This window comes from Streptomyces lunalinharesii (genome assembly GCF_039532155.1).
GTDB classification, from domain to species: Bacteria; Actinomycetota; Actinomycetes; order Streptomycetales; family Streptomycetaceae; genus Streptomyces; species Streptomyces lunalinharesii.
The window spans coordinates 1-15,091 of record NZ_BAAARK010000004.1; the positions used below are offsets into that span (position 1 = coordinate 1).

At 72.3% G+C, this 15,091-nt stretch carries 14 protein-coding genes and 2 pseudogenes; 9 read left to right on the plus strand and 7 right to left on the minus strand.

Translation table 11 applies throughout. The features are described 5' to 3' along the window. Together ABD385_RS07900 and ABD385_RS07905 are read left to right on the plus strand one after the other, a co-directional pair. Positions 1 to 126, plus strand: a pseudogene (locus ABD385_RS07900) (IS630 family transposase); the annotation flags it as partial. Between the two features lie 419 nt (positions 127 to 545). Then, positions 546 to 754, plus strand: a pseudogene (locus ABD385_RS07905) (RidA family protein); the annotation flags it as partial. 106 nt (positions 755 to 860) lie between these two features. Here ABD385_RS07905 and ABD385_RS07910 read toward each other — a convergent pair. Next, complete coding sequence (locus ABD385_RS07910) at positions 861 to 1,892, minus strand: GlxA family transcriptional regulator (protein WP_344574308.1); 1,032 nt, start codon at positions 1,890 to 1,892, stop codon at positions 861 to 863. 130 nt (positions 1,893 to 2,022) lie between these two features. Here ABD385_RS07910 and ABD385_RS07915 point away from each other — a divergent pair, with 130 nt between their 5' ends. Further along, positions 2,023 to 2,961, plus strand: coding sequence for an alpha/beta hydrolase (locus ABD385_RS07915; RefSeq protein WP_344574309.1), 939 nt, complete (start codon positions 2,023 to 2,025; stop codon positions 2,959 to 2,961). 398 nt (positions 2,962 to 3,359) lie between these two features. Here the strand turns inward: ABD385_RS07915 and ABD385_RS07920 are convergent, their stop codons facing one another. Further along, the gene (locus tag ABD385_RS07920) at positions 3,360 to 3,902 is read right to left on the minus strand and encodes a GNAT family N-acetyltransferase (RefSeq protein WP_344574310.1); all 543 of its coding nucleotides are present in this window, start codon (positions 3,900 to 3,902) and stop codon (positions 3,360 to 3,362) included. A gap of 58 nt (positions 3,903 to 3,960) precedes the next feature. Between ABD385_RS07920 and ABD385_RS07925 the strand changes: the two genes are divergently transcribed. Together ABD385_RS07925 and ABD385_RS07930 are read left to right on the plus strand one after the other, a co-directional pair. Then, positions 3,961 to 4,566, plus strand: coding sequence for a TetR/AcrR family transcriptional regulator (locus ABD385_RS07925; protein ID WP_344574311.1), 606 nt, complete (start codon positions 3,961 to 3,963; stop codon positions 4,564 to 4,566). A 66-nt stretch (positions 4,567 to 4,632) separates the two neighbouring features. Continuing rightward, positions 4,633 to 5,322 carry an MOSC domain-containing protein gene (locus ABD385_RS07930; RefSeq protein ID WP_344574312.1) on the plus strand — a complete coding sequence of 230 codons (690 nt, stop codon included), beginning with the start codon at positions 4,633 to 4,635 and terminating at the stop codon, positions 5,320 to 5,322. On the opposite strand, the gene ABD385_RS07935 is transcribed toward ABD385_RS07930, so the two are convergent. Beyond that, complete coding sequence (locus tag ABD385_RS07935; protein WP_344574313.1) at positions 5,300 to 6,199, minus strand: bifunctional helix-turn-helix transcriptional regulator/GNAT family N-acetyltransferase; 900 nt, start codon at positions 6,197 to 6,199, stop codon at positions 5,300 to 5,302. The two genes, ABD385_RS07930 and ABD385_RS07935, sit on opposite strands and share 23 nt — an antisense overlap. 99 nt (positions 6,200 to 6,298) lie before the next feature. On the opposite strand from ABD385_RS07935, the gene ABD385_RS07940 reads away from it, so the two are divergent. Beyond that, on the plus strand, positions 6,299 to 6,787 hold the full coding sequence (locus ABD385_RS07940; protein WP_344574314.1) for a GNAT family N-acetyltransferase: 489 nt from the start codon (positions 6,299 to 6,301) through the stop codon (positions 6,785 to 6,787). Positions 6,788 to 6,955: 168 nt separating this feature from the next. Here ABD385_RS07940 and ABD385_RS07945 read toward each other — a convergent pair whose 3' ends face one another. The 3 genes from ABD385_RS07945 to ABD385_RS07955 form a co-directional block, all read right to left on the minus strand. Further along, positions 6,956 to 8,572 (minus strand): DEAD/DEAH box helicase, encoded by a 1,617-nt coding sequence (locus ABD385_RS07945; protein ID WP_344574315.1) that lies wholly within the window; start codon positions 8,570 to 8,572, stop codon positions 6,956 to 6,958. A gap of 87 nt (positions 8,573 to 8,659) precedes the next feature. Then, positions 8,660 to 8,863 (minus strand): cold-shock protein, encoded by a 204-nt coding sequence (locus ABD385_RS07950; protein ID WP_344574316.1) that lies wholly within the window; start codon positions 8,861 to 8,863, stop codon positions 8,660 to 8,662. 200 nt (positions 8,864 to 9,063) lie between these two features. Continuing rightward, positions 9,064 to 9,660 carry a TetR/AcrR family transcriptional regulator gene (locus ABD385_RS07955; protein ID WP_344574317.1) on the minus strand — a complete coding sequence of 199 codons (597 nt, stop codon included), beginning with the start codon at positions 9,658 to 9,660 and terminating at the stop codon, positions 9,064 to 9,066. Between the two features lie 85 nt (positions 9,661 to 9,745). On the opposite strand from ABD385_RS07955, the gene ABD385_RS07960 reads away from it, so the two are divergent. Together ABD385_RS07960 and ABD385_RS07965 are read left to right on the plus strand one after the other, a co-directional pair. Next, a complete protein-coding gene (locus tag ABD385_RS07960; protein WP_344574319.1) occupies positions 9,746 to 11,131 on the plus strand; it encodes an FAD-dependent monooxygenase in 1,386 nt (461 codons plus the stop codon). Positions 11,132 to 11,230: 99 nt separating this feature from the next. Further along, positions 11,231 to 12,667: a S53 family peptidase gene (locus tag ABD385_RS07965; RefSeq protein WP_344574320.1), complete on the plus strand. Its 1,437-nt coding sequence runs from the start codon at positions 11,231 to 11,233 to the stop codon at positions 12,665 to 12,667. Between the two features lie 28 nt (positions 12,668 to 12,695). Here the strand turns inward: ABD385_RS07965 and ABD385_RS07970 are convergent, their stop codons facing one another. Then, positions 12,696 to 13,418 (minus strand): TetR/AcrR family transcriptional regulator, encoded by a 723-nt coding sequence (locus ABD385_RS07970; RefSeq protein ID WP_344574321.1) that lies wholly within the window; start codon positions 13,416 to 13,418, stop codon positions 12,696 to 12,698. Between the two features lie 108 nt (positions 13,419 to 13,526). On the opposite strand from ABD385_RS07970, the gene ABD385_RS07975 reads away from it, so the two are divergent. Continuing rightward, positions 13,527 to 15,035: an APC family permease gene (locus ABD385_RS07975; protein ID WP_425585366.1), complete on the plus strand. Its 1,509-nt coding sequence runs from the start codon at positions 13,527 to 13,529 to the stop codon at positions 15,033 to 15,035. The last annotated feature ends 56 nt before the right edge of the window (positions 15,036 to 15,091 follow it).

Sequence of the window (15,091 nt, forward strand, 5' to 3'; positions counted from 1 at the left end):
GACATCCGAGCCTGGCTCGCCGACTGGAACGACCACCCACAACCATTCGTCTGGACGAAGACAGCCGACGAGATCCTCGACAAAGTCGCCGCCTACTGCCACCGAATCTCCGACTCAGGTCACTAGGGCGTTTCTGATGGATCTCCGTGGAGGAAGGAGCGGCGTCTGGTGCGTGCGATCGCAAGGCGCCGGGATGTCTCCATAGCGGAGCTACGGGGACATTTCGGCAACGCAGCATGGGGGTCCCCCCGCGCCCTTTAGGCGTGGGGGAGTGCGTGCCAGACGCCGCGACGCCGCGGAGATCCATCAGAAACGCCCTAGGGGCCGTGTGAGGTGGTGATCGTCCTTCGATTTCGCGGCCGCATGGGGCGGAATCTGACAGGGCGCCGGGTGTGACGCACAGACAACTCGCCGATGAGCAGCGGAAGTTGATCGATCCATACCTGCCGACAGGTGAGTACGGGCCGTGTCCCGAGCGGCTGCGAGCCCAGTTCGAGACGGGAAGGGCCAACGCTGCGGCCACCATTGACGTCTTCCGCTACGACATGCCGGCGGAGAGCGACTTCGGCCACTCACCGGCGATCAGGTCCGGTGAGCTGGTCCACGTCTCCGGACAGCTCGCGTTCGATGAGGCAGGCGAGTTCCTCCACGCGGGCGGCTTCGCCGCTCAGGTCAAGCAGACCCACGCCAACATGGACAAGGTCCTGGACCACTACGGCGCCACCGGGACCAGGTCGTCTCGCAGACCCCGTACGCGCCGACCGGGGCGCCGGCGCACCGCCCGCGCCCCGCGGCCTCCCGGCGCGGCCAACTCCCCGTGTGGGCGTTCGTGTTGCCGGGAAGGCCCGCGCCGAACGGCGTCACGTGCCCGCGGGCCGGACCCGCTGGTCCTCGGAGAGGGACGGCGCGCCGGCAGTGGTGGCTGAGCGGAATGCCCTCCGGTAGGCGGAGGGGGTGGTGCCCAGCGCGGTGCGCAGGTGCTTGCGCAGGTTGGTGCCGCTGCCCAGGCCGGCCCTGGAGGCGATGTCGTCAACAGGCAGTTCGGTCGACTCCAGCAGATGGCGTACGTGCGCCAAGCGGGCCGAGGCGAGCCATTCGGCAGGGGAGAGCCCGGTCTCCTGCCGGAAGCGCCTGGTGAAGGTCCGTACGCTCATGTGGCAGTGGGCCGCGAGGTCCTTGAGGGACAGTCGCCGGTCCAGGTGCTCCGCCATCAGCGTCCGTGCCCCGGCCGTAGAGGTGCCCGCGTCCTCCCGGACCGGGTGCTCGATGTACTGTGCCTGCCCTCCGTCTCTCATGGGCGCGACGACGTTGTACCGCGCCACCCGGTTCGCCACGGAACTGCCGTGGTCCTCCCGGACCAGGTGCAGGCACAGGTCGATGGCGGCCGCGCCGCCGGCCGACGTCAGGATCCCGCGATCGGCGATGTACAGCGGGTCGATGTCGAGGACGACTTCCGGGAAGAGCCGCCTGAACTGCTGCGCGTAGCGCCAGTGGGTCGCGGCCCGGCGGTCTTCCAGCAGGCCGGCGGCCGCGAGGACGAACGAGCCGGTGCACAGGGACACCAGCCGGGCGCGGCGCCGGGCCGCACGGCGCAGCGCTTCGGCGACGGAGTCGTCCACCGTGCCAGCGTCCAGTACCTCCGGGCAGTGGGTCCCGGCGACGATCACCGTGTCGGCGTCCTCCAGCAGGGACAGGTCGCCCTGGGGAATGACGTCGTACCCGTTCACCGTCGGTACCGGGGAGCCGTCCGGTGTGAGGGTGCGCACCTCGTAGGCCGCGGTGCCCGCGCGGGTTTCGACGGCGGCCAGCATCTGGGCCGGGATGCTCAGGTCGAAGGCCACCACCGGCGCGAGGGCGAGGACGGCCACATGATGCGGTGTCGCAACAGTCATGGCCCGATAGTTGCACACAGTGGCCACCGGGCCACTTCTGTGCCGTTGGTGATCGACAGAGACTGAGATCGGTTCCGCACAACAGACCGGGCAGCGCCCGGTCGAACACCCGGAAGGTGGCCATCCAGCCATGACCGTCCCCGCCGTCGATCCCGAGATCCAGACCCTGCTCGACACCGCCGACACCGGCGTCTTCCCCGTCCACGGCCTGGACGCCGTCCTCGCCGACCCCCAGCGCTACGCACTCCTGCGCGCACGCCCCGACACCTCCGTCGACGATCAGGTCAAGGTGCGGGACCTGTACATCCCCGGCCCCGCAGGACAACTACGGCTGCGCGTCTACCGCACCGACGCCGCCGAAGACCTGCCGATGATCCTCTATGTGCACGGCGGCGCCTACACCTACGGATCCCCCGAGGCCGAAGAGGGACGCTCCCTGCGCTACGCCCGCGACGCCCACGCCGTCGTCGTCTCCGTCGACTACCGCCTCGCCCCCGAACACCCCTACCCGGCCGCAGCCGACGACGCCTACGCCGCCCTGAACTGGATCGCCGACAACCCGGCCGAACTCGGCGGAGACCGCACACGCATCGCGGTGGCCGGCGGCAGCGCCGGCGGGAACATCGCCGCCTCCACCGTGCTCCGCGCCCGCGACCAGACGGGCCCGCACCTGCTCTTCCAGTCCCTGACCTACCCCAGCCTGGACAGCAGCCTCACCAGCGCCTCAGCACGGGAGTTCACCGATACCCCGGTCCTCAACCGCGGCGCAATGGAACTGGCCGTGCAGCACTACGCGAAGGACAGCCACGCCGACCCGTACGCCTTCCCGATCCGCGCCACCGACCTCAGCGGCCTACCGCCCACCTACATCGCCGTGGCTGAGATCGACCCGCTGCGCGACGAGGGCCGCGACTACGCCGCACGCCTGTCCGCCGCCGGCGTCACCACCGAACTCGTCCAGGTCCCCGGCGCCGTCCACGGCTTCGACATCCTCTTCCCCCAGGCCCACATCAGCGAACACAACCTCACCGACCAGGTACGCACCCTGCGCGAGGCCCTCCACCCCTGACAGGGCGTGCCCGCCTGCCTTCGACCGGGAGACATACGAGCCGCGCCGCATGAACGTCCATGCAGCCGTCATCAAGGAAGCGAGTCGCGAACTCGCCGACGCCATCGGCCGGTTGTTGCCGCGGTTGTCCTCGACGGCGAAGCCCCTTGACCATGATGTGGTCGAGCGGATGGTGACGTGCGCTGCCAACACGGCGCTCGTCGCCCGGACGTCCGAGGCGATCGTCGCCACCCTGGCTCTGGCGATGCCGCCCTTACCGTCCGGTTTGTGGAGCCCCGTCGAAGGCGTGGCCGTGGACAAGTGCGGTGCAAAACAAGGGAGTTGCTGGCCTTCTCGCCCAGGCGGCCCTAGCCAGGGCCGCCTGTCGGCTTCCGCGACACCGCGCAGCCCCCGCCCCCTCACCCGTCCCACTCCTCCGCGAGCACGGACCAGATCTCGGTGTCCTGCCTGACGCCCCGGTAGGGGAACTGCTGGCGCAGCACCCCGTCGCGACTCATGCCGAGCCGGCGCGCCGCCGCGACGCTGCGCTTGTTGGCGGGCGTCGTCCGCCACTCCACGCGGCTCATCCCGCGCTCCCGGAAGGCCCAGTCGATCAGCAGTCGGCTGGCCCGGTGCACCAGACCACGCCCCTCCCCCGCCGACTCCAACCAGCAGCCGATCTCGCAGACCCCCAGCGCCGCGTCGAACTGCGTGAACATCACGCCGCCGACCAACACCCCGTCCAACCAGATGCCGTAGATGCGGGCGCCGTCCTTGGCCTGGCCGTCCGCGTAGCCCTGGAGGACGGTGAGCGCGGTCACCAGGTCGGTGCTGCGGGTCGCCCACGGGATCCAGGGGTCCACCGTCGGCCGCGCGCGCTCCATGTGGGCCAGGAACTCCGGTGCCTGCCAGGGCTCCAGGGGCCGCAGTTGGGCGCCGTCATCGAGCGGCAAGGCGAACATGGGTCCTCCGTCTGCATCCACGGTACGTAACAAGCGTTCGGTACGTACTCTAATCCCCATGCCTCCTCCCGCCCCCGTCGATCACGCATCCCGCCGCGCGCAGGTATCCCAGGCGGTCTGGCGCATACTGGCCGCCAAGGGCTTCGGCGGCCTGACCCTGCGCGCCGTGGCGGCCGAGTTGGAGGTCTCCACCGGGCTGGTCATGCACTACTTCCCGACCAAACGGGCCCTGGTCGCGCACGCCCTCGAACTGTTGGAGAAGGACGGCGCGGAGCGCCCCCGCCGCCCGCACCCCCGACCGGGCCTCGCCGCCCTCCGCACCGCCCTCCTGGACCTGCTGCCGATCGGCGAGGAGAACACCGCCCGCAACCGGATCTGGGTCGGCTCCTGGGACCAGGCCCTCGCCGACCCGGGCCTGCACGCCGACCAGGCCGACCGCTACGCCCGCATCCGCGCCGCGCTCCACCCGCACTTGGCCGCCGCCCGCACCCTGGGCGAACTGCCCGCAGACGCCGATCTCGACCAACTCGCCGCGACGGTGGTCGCGTTCGTCCACGGCCTGACCGTCCAGGCTCTGTTCGACCCGCACCACTTCCCCGCGGAAACCCAGACCGCAACGGTCGACGGCTTCCTGGCAGCCTTGCGCAACCCCGACTTGAACTGAAAACACCTTTAGACAAAGTCCAAAAGTAAGTGGCCGTCGCCATCGGCACACCTTACGCTTTCGCGCATGAGCACGCAGACCGCAACCCTGCTGACCGTGAACGTGGGGCGGTGCCTGACCGCCCCCTATGCCGCCGCCCACGGCACCGGCATCGACAAGCGCCCCGCACCCGGCCCCGTATCCGTGGCCGCCCCCGGCCCCAGGGGCATCGGCGGCAGCGGCCTGGCCGGCGACGCGGTGCTGGACCGCGTCCGGCACGGCGGCGACGACCAGGCCGTCTACGCCTACGCCCGCGAGGACCTCGACGACTGGCAGCGGCAACTGGACCGCGCGCTCCCCAACGGCGTCTTCGGCGAGAACCTCACCACCACCGGCCTGGACGTCACCACCGCCCGCATCGGCGAACGCTGGCGCATCGGCGGGGAGTTGCTCCTGGAGGTCACGTCACCGCGGGTCCCCTGCCGCACCTTCCAAGGCTGGTTGGACGAGCCCGGCTGGGTCAAACGCTTCACCCGGGCCGCCGTGCCCGGCGCGTACCTACGCGTCCTGACGTCCGGTCAGATCTGCGCCGGCGACCCGGTGCGCATCGTCCACCGGCCCGACCACGACGTCACCGTCGCGCTGATGTTCCGCGCCCTGACCACCCGGCGCGACCTGCTGCCCCGCCTCCTCGACGCGGGCGCTCCCCTACCGGCCGGGGCCCGGACGAAGGTGCTGGAGTACCAGGAAACCCTCACCCGGGCGGCACTCCGGTGATCCGCTTCTCGAACCAGTGGTGCGCGTAGGGCTCGTCGTTGAAGGCGGCGACCTCCTCGAACCCACAGGAGCGGTAGAGGCCGATCGCGGCGGTGAGCGCCTCGTTGGTGTCCAGGCGCAGCAGGTCGCAGCCGTGCCTGGCCGCCCGCGCCACCAACTCGGCCACGAACCTGCGTCCCAGTCCCAGTCCCCTGGCCTGCGGCGCGACCCACATGCGCTTGATCTCGGCCGGTGCGCCGGGCGGCAGCTTCAGGCCGGCGCAGCCGACCGGTTCGCCGTGCAGCCGGGCGACCAGCAACAGGCCGTGCGGGGGCTGGAGTTCGCCCGCGTCGGGGAGCAGGCTGCGCACCGGGTCGAAGCCCGAGGCGAACCGCTCCCGCAACTCACCGAAGTAGGACTGCAGGCAGTACTGGGCATCGGGGTGGTCCGGGGCCACGGTGTGCAGCACGACCGTCGCGGCGGTCAGCAACCGGTTGACCTCCGCCATCGCGGTCACCAGCCGGTCGCGCTGGGCGGCGTTGAGCGGTTCGAGCAGGGAGCCGGCCAACTCGTCGCTGCGCCGGTCCACCAGAGCGCGTTCCGCCCGTCCGGCCTCGGTGAGCCGCACGGTGCGCACCCGCCGGTCCCGGGACTGCGGCTGCACCGTCACCAGGCCGTCGTCCGCCAGCGACCGCAACAGCCGGCTGACGTACCCGGAGTCCAGTCCCAGGCGCTCGCGCAACCACCGCACGTCCTGGCCCTGTTCGCCGACCTCCCACAACAGCCGGGCCTCTCCGACGGGCCGGTCCCGCCCCAGATAGTGGTCGTGCAGCACGCCCACGCGTTCCGTGACGGCACGGTTGAAGCGCCGCACCTGGTCGATCTGCGTCGCATCCATCCTCTGACCTTAGTCAGAGGATCATGCCGGAACCAGTCCACCGCGCACCGTCACGAAATTCCCTTGCGCGCGATCGCCGCGGCCGTCAGGGTCTCGCGCATGACGACGCTATCCGTGCGCCCCCTCTCGACCGAGGACTGGGCCCTGTACCGCACCGTTCGACTGGCGGCACTCGCGGACGCCCCGGAGGCGTTCGGCTCCACGTGGGAGGCGGAGCGGGCGCTCACGGAGGACGGGTGGCGCGAACGCCTCGCCCGGCGCAGCAGGTTCGTCGCACAGGACGGCGACCGGACGTGCGGGCTGATCGGCATCGTGCCGGTCGAGGCGGGCCGTGCGGAGTTGGTCTCGATGTGGGTACACCCCGACGGCCGCGGGCGCGGGGTGGGCGATCTCCTGGTGCGGGCGGCGTTGCGGTGGGCGAAGGAGCACGATTGCCCCCGGGTCGAACTCTGGGTCGCGCAGGAGAACGACCACGCGGAGCGCCTCTACGCCCGGCACGGCTTCCAGCGCACCGGGCGGGTGCAGCCGGTGCGCGCGGGCGAGCCCCGCCGGGAGTTCGCCATGGCGCGCACCGAACCGGCCGGGTGAGGCCCGCCCCCACGACGCGGCCCGCCACGCGCAAGCGCGTGGCGGGCCGGTTTCCAGACCTCTCGACGAACCCTCAACCACCGTCAGCGGCGGCGGACTTGGGCCCGTGTCCCCACCCGGGTTCGAGACCGCCGGGCGGGGTTGCTTCCGCGTCCCCGGCGACGGGGCTCAGGAGGCGGCGGGACGGCGGCCACCCCGCCGGTCGGTGCCGCGGCCACCCGCGCCACCGGCACCGCCGGTGGCCGTGCCACCCGTCTTGCGGCGGGCCGCGCCACGTCCGCCGCTGGTACCGGCGCCACCCGCGGCTGCGCCGCCCACGGCCGCGCCCCGGCGGCCCCGACGCCCCGCACCCGCGCCGGCGGCGGTCGCCGCCGCGCCGGTTCCGGTTCCGGTCGCGGCGCCGCTCCGGCGTCGGCGGCCGGACCGCTGACCGCCCTCGGTGCCGGGCTTGCGGTCCGAGCGGGCCGCGGACGGTGCCGCCTGCTGGGGAACTTCGAGGGCAACGGCCACGCCGGAGGGCTCCCGGGCACCGGTGATGGTGGTCAGTTCCGTGTCACTGGACGTGATGCGGGCCGTCCGGGGACGGATGCCGGCGTCCGACATGAGCCGGGTGACCTCCCGCTTCTGCGCGGGCAGGACCAGGGTGACCACGCTGCCGGAGCCACCGGCACGGGCGGTGCGACCGCCTCGGTGCACGTAGTCCTTGTGGTCGGTCGGCGGATCGACGTTCACGACCAGGTCGAGGTCGTCGACGTGGATGCCGCGGGCCGCGACGTTGGTCGCCACCAACGCGGTGACCTGGCCGTTCTTGAACTGTTCCAGGGTGCGGTTGCGCTGCGGCTGGGAACGGCCGCCGTGCAGGGCCGCCGCCCGGACACCGACGGCCAGGAGCCGCTTGGCGAGCCGGTCAGCGGACCGCTTGGTGTCGAGGAAGAGGATGACCCGGCCGTCACGGGCCGCGATGCGCGTGGTGACGGCCTTCTTGTCGGTCTCGTCCTGGACGTGGAACACGTGGTGCTCCATGGTGGTCACCGCGCCCGCGGACGGGTCGACGGAGTGCACCACCGGGTCGGTCAGGAACCGCTGCACCAGGCGGTCGATGTTGCGGTCCAGGGTGGCCGAGAAGAGCAGGCGCTGGCCGTCGGACCGCACCTGCTGGAGCAGCTTGGTGATCTGCGGCAGGAAGCCCATGTCGGTCATCTGGTCGGCTTCGTCCAGCACCGTGATGCGGACGCCGTCGAGCACGCAGTCGCCGCGCTCCACCAGGTCGTTGAGCCTGCCGGGGGTCGCCACGAGCACCTCGACGCCGCGCCGGAGCGTGCTCGCCTGCTTGGTGATGGACAACCCGCCGACCACGGTCGCCAGGCGGAGGTTCACCGCGGTCGCGTAGGGGGTCAGCGCGTCCGTCACCTGCTGCGCGAGTTCACGGGTGGGCACCAGCACGAGGGCCAGCGGAGCCTTGGACTCCGCCCGCATTCCGGCCGTGCGGGCCAGCAGCGCCAGTCCGAACGCGAGGGTCTTGCCGGACCCGGTGCGTCCGCGTCCCAGCAGGTCACGGCCGGCGAGCGAGTTGGGCAGCGTGGCCGCCTGGATGGGGAACGGGGTGGTCACGCCCTGTGCGGTGAGGGTCTTCAGCAGACCCGCGGGCATGTCCAGGCCGGCGAAGTCCTCGACGGCGGGAAGTGCGGGTGTCGTGTTTTCCGGCAGCCGGAACTCCCTCGACGACGGTGCGGACGACGCGGGCGACGCGGCGCGCCGGTTCGACTTCTGGGACCTGCGGGACATGCGGTTATGTGCCTTCCTGGAAACAGCGCAAACCGGGGTCCGCACCACGGCGGTGCGGACCCCGGCTAGCGGATACGCGTCCGGCGCTCAGGCGGGGATGATGTTCTCCGCCTGCGGGCCCTTCTGGCCCTGCGTGACGTCGAAGGAGACCCGCTGGCCCTCCTGGAGCTCACGGAAGCCCTGGGACTGAATGTTCGAGTAGTGGGCGAAGACGTCCGGGCCGCCGCCGTCCTGCTGAATGAAGCCGAAACCCTTTTCGGCGTTGAACCACTTCACGATTCCCTGTGCCATGACTTTCTCCTTCTGGTAAACAAAGGCCCCATCCGGAGATGCCGGAAAAACAAACAAGGCGCCTGATGGAGGAACATTCCCGTCAGGCGCACATGGGTTCATGGGTACCACAACTGCAACTTTTAAACCGTAGCACAGCTCGGCGGTCCATGAGGGGCGTCCGTGTCACAGAGTGCCTGGTGACAGGGGTCGGCCGGCGCTCAGTAGTCGCGACCGTTGAGGCCGCGGTAGACGAAGCGGGTCAGGGCTTCGGTGGCTTCCTCGTCGGTGGCCGGGTCGGCCTGCTGCTGCCGGGCCCTGAGGAAGGCGTGGACCAGGGAGAAGGTCATGCGCAGGGCGGTCTCCGGAGCGGCGGGTAGCCGACGCCCCGCCTCGGCGACCTGGGCGACGTGACCGAGGAGGTCGGCCGCCTGGCCCGCCGCGAAACGGTTGACGGTGGCGGCGAAGCCCTCGCTGACCAGTGCCGCCTCCTGCACGGCGCGCAGCGTCGCGGCGTGCTCGCGGTAGAGGCGGACGTACACCGCGACGTGTTCGCGGACCGCCTGCGGATCGGTGAAGTCCGACCGGTGCCCGGGGCCGGCGGCCCACGAGTCGCTGTCCGCCGCCAGGTCGGCCAGGAGCGCTTCGAGCAGGGCTTCCTTGCCGGCGAAGTGGTTGTAGAAGGAGCCCGCCGCGCGGCCGGCCTCGGCGGTGATGTCCGTGATCTTCGTGTTGAGGTAGCCGCGTTCGGCGAACACCCGCCCGGCAGCGGCCTTCAGGGCGGCCTCGGTCTCCGCCGCTCTCTCCTTGCGCTTCACGGCACCTCCATTGACCGGGAACAGTACCAACCAACATACTGAATCCGTATTCAGTGAATCGAGATTCAGGAATTGGGGTTCCACCATGGACGTGATCATCGCCGGCGCCGGTCCCACCGGACTGACCCTGGGCATCGACCTGGCTCGACGGGGACTCGCCGTGCGCGTCGTCGACCAGGCGGACGCGCACTTCGACGGCTCGCGGGGCGACGGCCTCCAGCCGCGCACCCTGGAGGTCTTCGAGGACCTGGGAGTGCTCGAGGCGGTCCTCCAGCAGGGGCAGGTGGTGGCGACGGTCCGCGTGCACCTCGACGGGGCGCACGTCGGGGACCGGCGGACGGCCGCGCTCCTCGACCCCACCCCCGACGTGCCGTACCCCAATGCCTGGGTCCTCGGCCAGTCACAGACCGAGCGCATCCTGCGGGACCGCCTCGCCGAGTTCGACGTGCGTGTCGAACTCGGCACCGCACTCGTCGACTTCACCCAGGACGCGGACGGCGTGACGGCCCGCCTCTCCAACGGCGAGACCGTCCGCGCCGCCTACCTGGTGGGCGCCGACGGCGGGCGCAGCACCGTCCGCAAGGCCCTGGGCATCCCGTTCCTGGGGACGACGGACGAGAGCGTCCGGATGCTGCTCGGCGACGTGCGCGCCGCCGCCCTGGACCACGACTGGGGCTACTGGTTCGCCCGCGCCGACGCCCCCTGGTCCGGAGTCGGCCTGAGCCCGCTGCCCAGCACCCCGGGGTTGTTCCAGTTCAACGCACCGCTCTCCGAGGACGACGACCAAGCCTCGCTGGAGACCCTCCAGGGCAAGCTGGACGCATTCGGCGCGGGGGTCCGACTGGACCGGCTCGCTTGGTCGACCGTCTGGCGGCCGAACATCCGCCTGGCCGAGCGCTTCCGCAGCGGCCGGGTCTTCCTCGCCGGTGACGCCGCGCACGTCCATCCGCCCACCGGCGGCCAGGGCCTCAACACCGGCGTGCAGGACGCCTACAACCTCGGCTGGAAACTGGCCGACGGCTCGCCCGACCTGCTCGACAGCTACCAGACCGAACGGCGCGCGACCGCCGAACGGGTCCTGGCGATCAGCTCCCGACTGCTGCGCAAGCACCGGGACGGCGCCGAGGACGCCCACGAACGCGGGGCGGACACCCGCCAGTTGGACGTGAGCTACCGGACCGCCGAGGGAAGCGTCGTGGCCGGTGACCGCGCACCGGACGCCCCCGTCACCGACGCCGACGGCCGGCCCGTCCGGCTCTTCGACCTCTACCGCGGCCCGCACGCCACCCACCTGACGTTCGGCGTCCCCGCCCCGGACGCGCCGCACGCCTTCGCGGTGCTGCGCCCCGGCCAGTCCCCGTCCGGCCCCCACGTCGTCGACACCCACGGCCACGCCCACCGCGCGTACGACGCCTCGGCGGGCAGCTCCGTGCTCGTGCGCCCCGACGGCTACGTAGGGCGGCGGAACTGACGCCTGCCCCTGCGGGCAGCCGCGGGTCGGACGGGGCGGTGCGGCACCGACGGACCAGTGCGAGGGGCGCCGGGGCCCGCCACTGGTCATGATCGAAGGGTGATCTTCCCGAGCTCACTGCCCCTGTGCCGTCGCCTCACCGCCGCGTCGGTCGCAGCCCTGATCGCCGCCCTCCCCGGCTGCGCGGGCGGTGCCGGCCCCGGACCCGGGACGGCGCCCTCGGCGGCGGCGCGGGCCGCCTCCTCGGCGTCGACCGCGCCGACGGCCACGCCCCGGCCGTTCCAGCACGTGCCGACCCAGGCCGTCTGCCGCCGGGCGCTCGGCTCCGCCTGCTACGCCGCCGACGCGGTGCGCCGGGCGTACGGCGTCGACAAGCTCGACGCCGCCGGCATCACCGGCAAGGGGCGGACGGTGGTGGTCTACGAGGAGGTCGTGCCCGACACCCTGAGGGCGGACCTGGAGACGTTCAGCACGGGCATGAAGCTGCCCCGGCCGGACCTGACCGTCGACCGGTACGCGCCGGCCGGCCACATCGCGCCGTTCGACGTGCACAACAAGCGGATGGCGGACGCCGCCATGGAGACCACGCTCGACACGCAGATGGTGCACATGCTGGCGCCGGACGCGAAGGTCGTCGTCACCCAGATCGGGCTGCCCGAGCACGCGTACGCCTCGCCCGCCCCCGGCACGCCACGGACCCCGTCCGCCGAGGAGACCAGGCGGGCGGCGGCGGTCGGCGCGACGCTGATCCTCGACGGGATCGTCCAGAGCGTCCGCAACCACCGCCCCGACGCGATCTCGATCAGCTACGGCATCGAGGAGTACACCGCCGCCGGGAACAGCCAGGCACCCGCCGACGACCTGGCCGCGTTCAGCCCGGCGCTGGCCGAGGTCGTGGCGAGCGGCACCACGCTGACCGCCAGCACGGGCGACTTCGGTGCCGCGCCGCCCGTCGGCCCGGGTGGCGAGCGCGTCCGGTCCGCCTCCTGGCCCGCCTCCGACCCCAGCGTGCTCGCCCTGGGCGGCTCCCGCCTGCACCTCGACGCCGAGGGCCGGCGCACCGGTCCGGACACCGTCTGGCACGACCGGGCCGGCGCCACCGGGGGCGGCCCCTCGCAGACCTTCGAACGCCCCCGCTACCAGGACCGGGTGGCGGACGTGGTGGGCGGGCGCCGCGGTACCCCCGACGTCTCCATGGACGGTTCCGCAGCCGGCGGCACCCTCGTCTACCAGGGGTTCCTCCCGGCGGGCGCGGGCTGGCTGCCGGTGGGCGGCACCAGCGAGGCCGCACCCATGTTCGCGGCGCTGGTCGCCCTCGCCAACCAGGAGGCCGGCCGCCGGCTCGGCGCCCTGCACCAGGCGCTCTACGACCTCGCCGACGATCCGCACGGCGGCGTCGTCGACATCACCGAAGGGGACAACGGCCCCTACGGTTTCCAGGCGGGCCCGGGCTACGACCTGGCTTCCGGGCTCGGCACGGTCGACGCCTCCGTCCTGGTGCCGCAACTGGCCGCACGGGTCCGACCCAGGCGCTGAGCGCCGCGACGGCGCCCGGTTCCCGGCGTCAGGGCCGCGGAGGGCGCCCGCCCGGTCGCGGTAGGCGGCTCGCCGCGGCCTCCAACAGCAGCTCCAGCGCGTACGGGTAGCCGCTGCGGCGCATGTCGGCCGCCAACAGGGGGGCGGTGGCCGCGATGTTGGGGTGGGTGTCGGCCGCCAGGCGCCCGTAAGCGGCCTGCCAGACCTCGTCGTCGGCGGCCCGTGCGGCGGGGGGCAGGGCCAGCGCGGCGGCGTCGAGGGCGGCGAAGCCCAGGCTCTGGTCGACGAAGGCGTGGTAGATCCGGACCGCCTCCGGGTCCGGGAACCCGGCTGCGCGCAGGACTCCCAGGATCGCCTCGACCGCGCGGATCTCGTGGGTGCGCCCGGTGGTCCGGTGGGCCGCCAGCAGCGCCGCCTGGGGGTGTGCCTGGTACGCGCGGTGGATGCGCAGGCCGATCTCCCGCAGGTCGGCGCGCCAGTCACCGGTGGGCCGCCAGCCGTGCTGGGCGCGTCCGACCAGTTCGTCGGCGACGGCGAGGAGCAGGTCGTCGGTGTTGCGGAAGTACCGGTAGACGGCGCTGGGATCGGCGCCGAGCGCGGCGCCCAACCGTCGCACCGTCAGGGCCTCGGCGCCGTGCTGGCCGACCAGGCGCAGCGCGGTCTCGACGATCAACTGGCGGGAGAGCACGACGCCTTGTTTGGTCGGTCGTCTGCGTCGTCGCTGCGGCTCGGGCACCACTCGTTCTGCCATGGCCCCGCACCTTACGACAACGTCATTGACGTGAGAAGTGCGCGGCGGCTTTCATTTCGAGCCAACCGGCCGCCCGGTCGGATTCCTCATGAATACGGCGGTGATCCGTTGACAGCCAAGGTCAAGGACACGAGCGCGCGGCGGGAGCCGGCCGGCGGGTCCCCACCGGCCGGCATGCGCAGGTCCGTCGGGGTCGGCGGGGCGCTGGTGATCGCCGCGTCCAGCACCGCGGCCACCTCCAGCATCGGCATCGGCCTGGGGCTGATGGCCGGGGTCGTCGGGCTGCACCTGCCGGCGATCATGCTGGTGGCGTTCCTGCCGGTGCTCGCCATCGCCGGCGCGTACGGGCGCCTGAACCGCGTCGAACCCGACGCCGGCAGCAGCTACCGGTGGGTGGGCCGGATACTCAACCCCTGGCTGGGCTTCCTGACGGGGTGGGTCAACGTCGTCGGCACGGTCGTCTTCATGGCCTACACCACCGCGGTGACCGGCTCGGCGGTCCTCCAACTCCTCGGCGAGGCCACCGTCCACCGCATCGGCGGGCTGGTCCTCGATCCGGACTCCACCCTCCAGTCGACCCTGATCGGACTGGTGGTCCTGTTCGCCGCCGCCCTGGTCGCCGTCCGGGGACTCGACCTGGCCGCCCGGCTCCAGCGGCACCTGTTGGTCTTCGAGTACGCGGTGCTGCTGGGCTTCTGCGGCTACGGCCTGTTCGCCGGCGACCAGCCGTTGTCGCCGGACTGGTTCGACCCGTTCGCCATCCCCTCGCTCCAGGCCCTGGCGCAGGGGATGGTGCTGGCGGTGTTCTGCTACTGGGGGTTCGAGTCGGTCTTCAGCGTCGGCGAGGAGGTGCGCACCGCGCGCGACGCCTCCCGCGGCGGCTTCCTCTCCCTCGTCCTGATGCTGCTGTTGTTCGTCTTCGCCGGCACGGCCTTCCAACGGGTGCTGCCACTGGGCGAGTTGGCCGACAACGGGGCGCACGGGCTGACGTACTTCGGTACGAAGCTGGCCCACCAGCCGCTCGCCGCCCTGCCGTTGATCGCCCTGACCTGCTCGGCCGCGGCGTCGCTCCAGGCCGCGGTCATCCCCACCGCGCGCGGCATGTTCGCGATGGGCCGCGACGGCACCGTGGGCCGGGTGTGGACCCGGCTCCACCCCCGTCACCGGACCCCGGCCGTCGGGACCCTGCTCATCACCGCGATCGCCGCCGCCCTGGCCCTGGTGTCGCTGGTCATCCCCACCGTCGGTGCACTGATCTCCGCCGCGGTGAACGCCATCGGCATCGTCGTCGCGCTGTACTACGCGCTCACCGCGATCGCGGCGGCGGTGCGCTTCGGCCCGTTGTTGCGCACCGCGCCCGGCGAGGCGCTGCGCGTGGTCGTGGCTCCGCTGCTGGGTGCGCTCGTCCTGCTCGCCGTCGGCGGGTACCTCGCCTGGGACTTCTACCGGTCGACGGACCACTTCGCGCTGGCCGCGGACAACGGCTGGTTCGAGTTGGCGGTGGTCGCCTTGATGCTCGTCTCCGGTCTGCCGTTCGCGGCGTGGGCCCGCTGGCGGCGGCGGGCACCCTATTTCCTGCCGCGGTCCTCCGGGGACGCGGCGCCACCGGGCGGGTGACCGACCCGCCGCCCCCTCCGATCCCTCCAGCCCCTCCTACCCCGGCATCCGTCCCC

Coding starts and splice junctions, on each gene's coding strand:
- ABD385_RS07915 (WP_344574309.1), top strand. CDS start 2,023: ATGACCGTCCCCGCCGTCGATCCCGAGATCCAGACCCTGCTCGACACC.
- ABD385_RS07925 (WP_344574311.1), top strand. CDS start 3,961: ATGCCTCCTCCCGCCCCCGTCGATCACGCATCCCGCCGCGCGCAGGTA.
- ABD385_RS07935 (WP_344574313.1), bottom strand. CDS start 6,199: ATGGATGCGACGCAGATCGACCAGGTGCGGCGCTTCAACCGTGCCGTC.
- ABD385_RS07950 (WP_344574316.1), bottom strand. CDS start 8,863: ATGGCACAGGGAATCGTGAAGTGGTTCAACGCCGAAAAGGGTTTCGGC.
- ABD385_RS07920 (WP_344574310.1), bottom strand. CDS start 3,902: ATGTTCGCCTTGCCGCTCGATGACGGCGCCCAACTGCGGCCCCTGGAG.
- ABD385_RS07940 (WP_344574314.1), top strand. CDS start 6,299: ATGACGACGCTATCCGTGCGCCCCCTCTCGACCGAGGACTGGGCCCTG.
- ABD385_RS07945 (WP_344574315.1), bottom strand. CDS start 8,572: ATGTCCCGCAGGTCCCAGAAGTCGAACCGGCGCGCCGCGTCGCCCGCG.
- ABD385_RS07930 (WP_344574312.1), top strand. CDS start 4,633: ATGAGCACGCAGACCGCAACCCTGCTGACCGTGAACGTGGGGCGGTGC.
- ABD385_RS07970 (WP_344574321.1), bottom strand. CDS start 13,418: ATGGCAGAACGAGTGGTGCCCGAGCCGCAGCGACGACGCAGACGACCG.
- ABD385_RS07960 (WP_344574319.1), top strand. CDS start 9,746: ATGGACGTGATCATCGCCGGCGCCGGTCCCACCGGACTGACCCTGGGC.
- ABD385_RS07910 (WP_344574308.1), bottom strand. CDS start 1,892: ATGACTGTTGCGACACCGCATCATGTGGCCGTCCTCGCCCTCGCGCCG.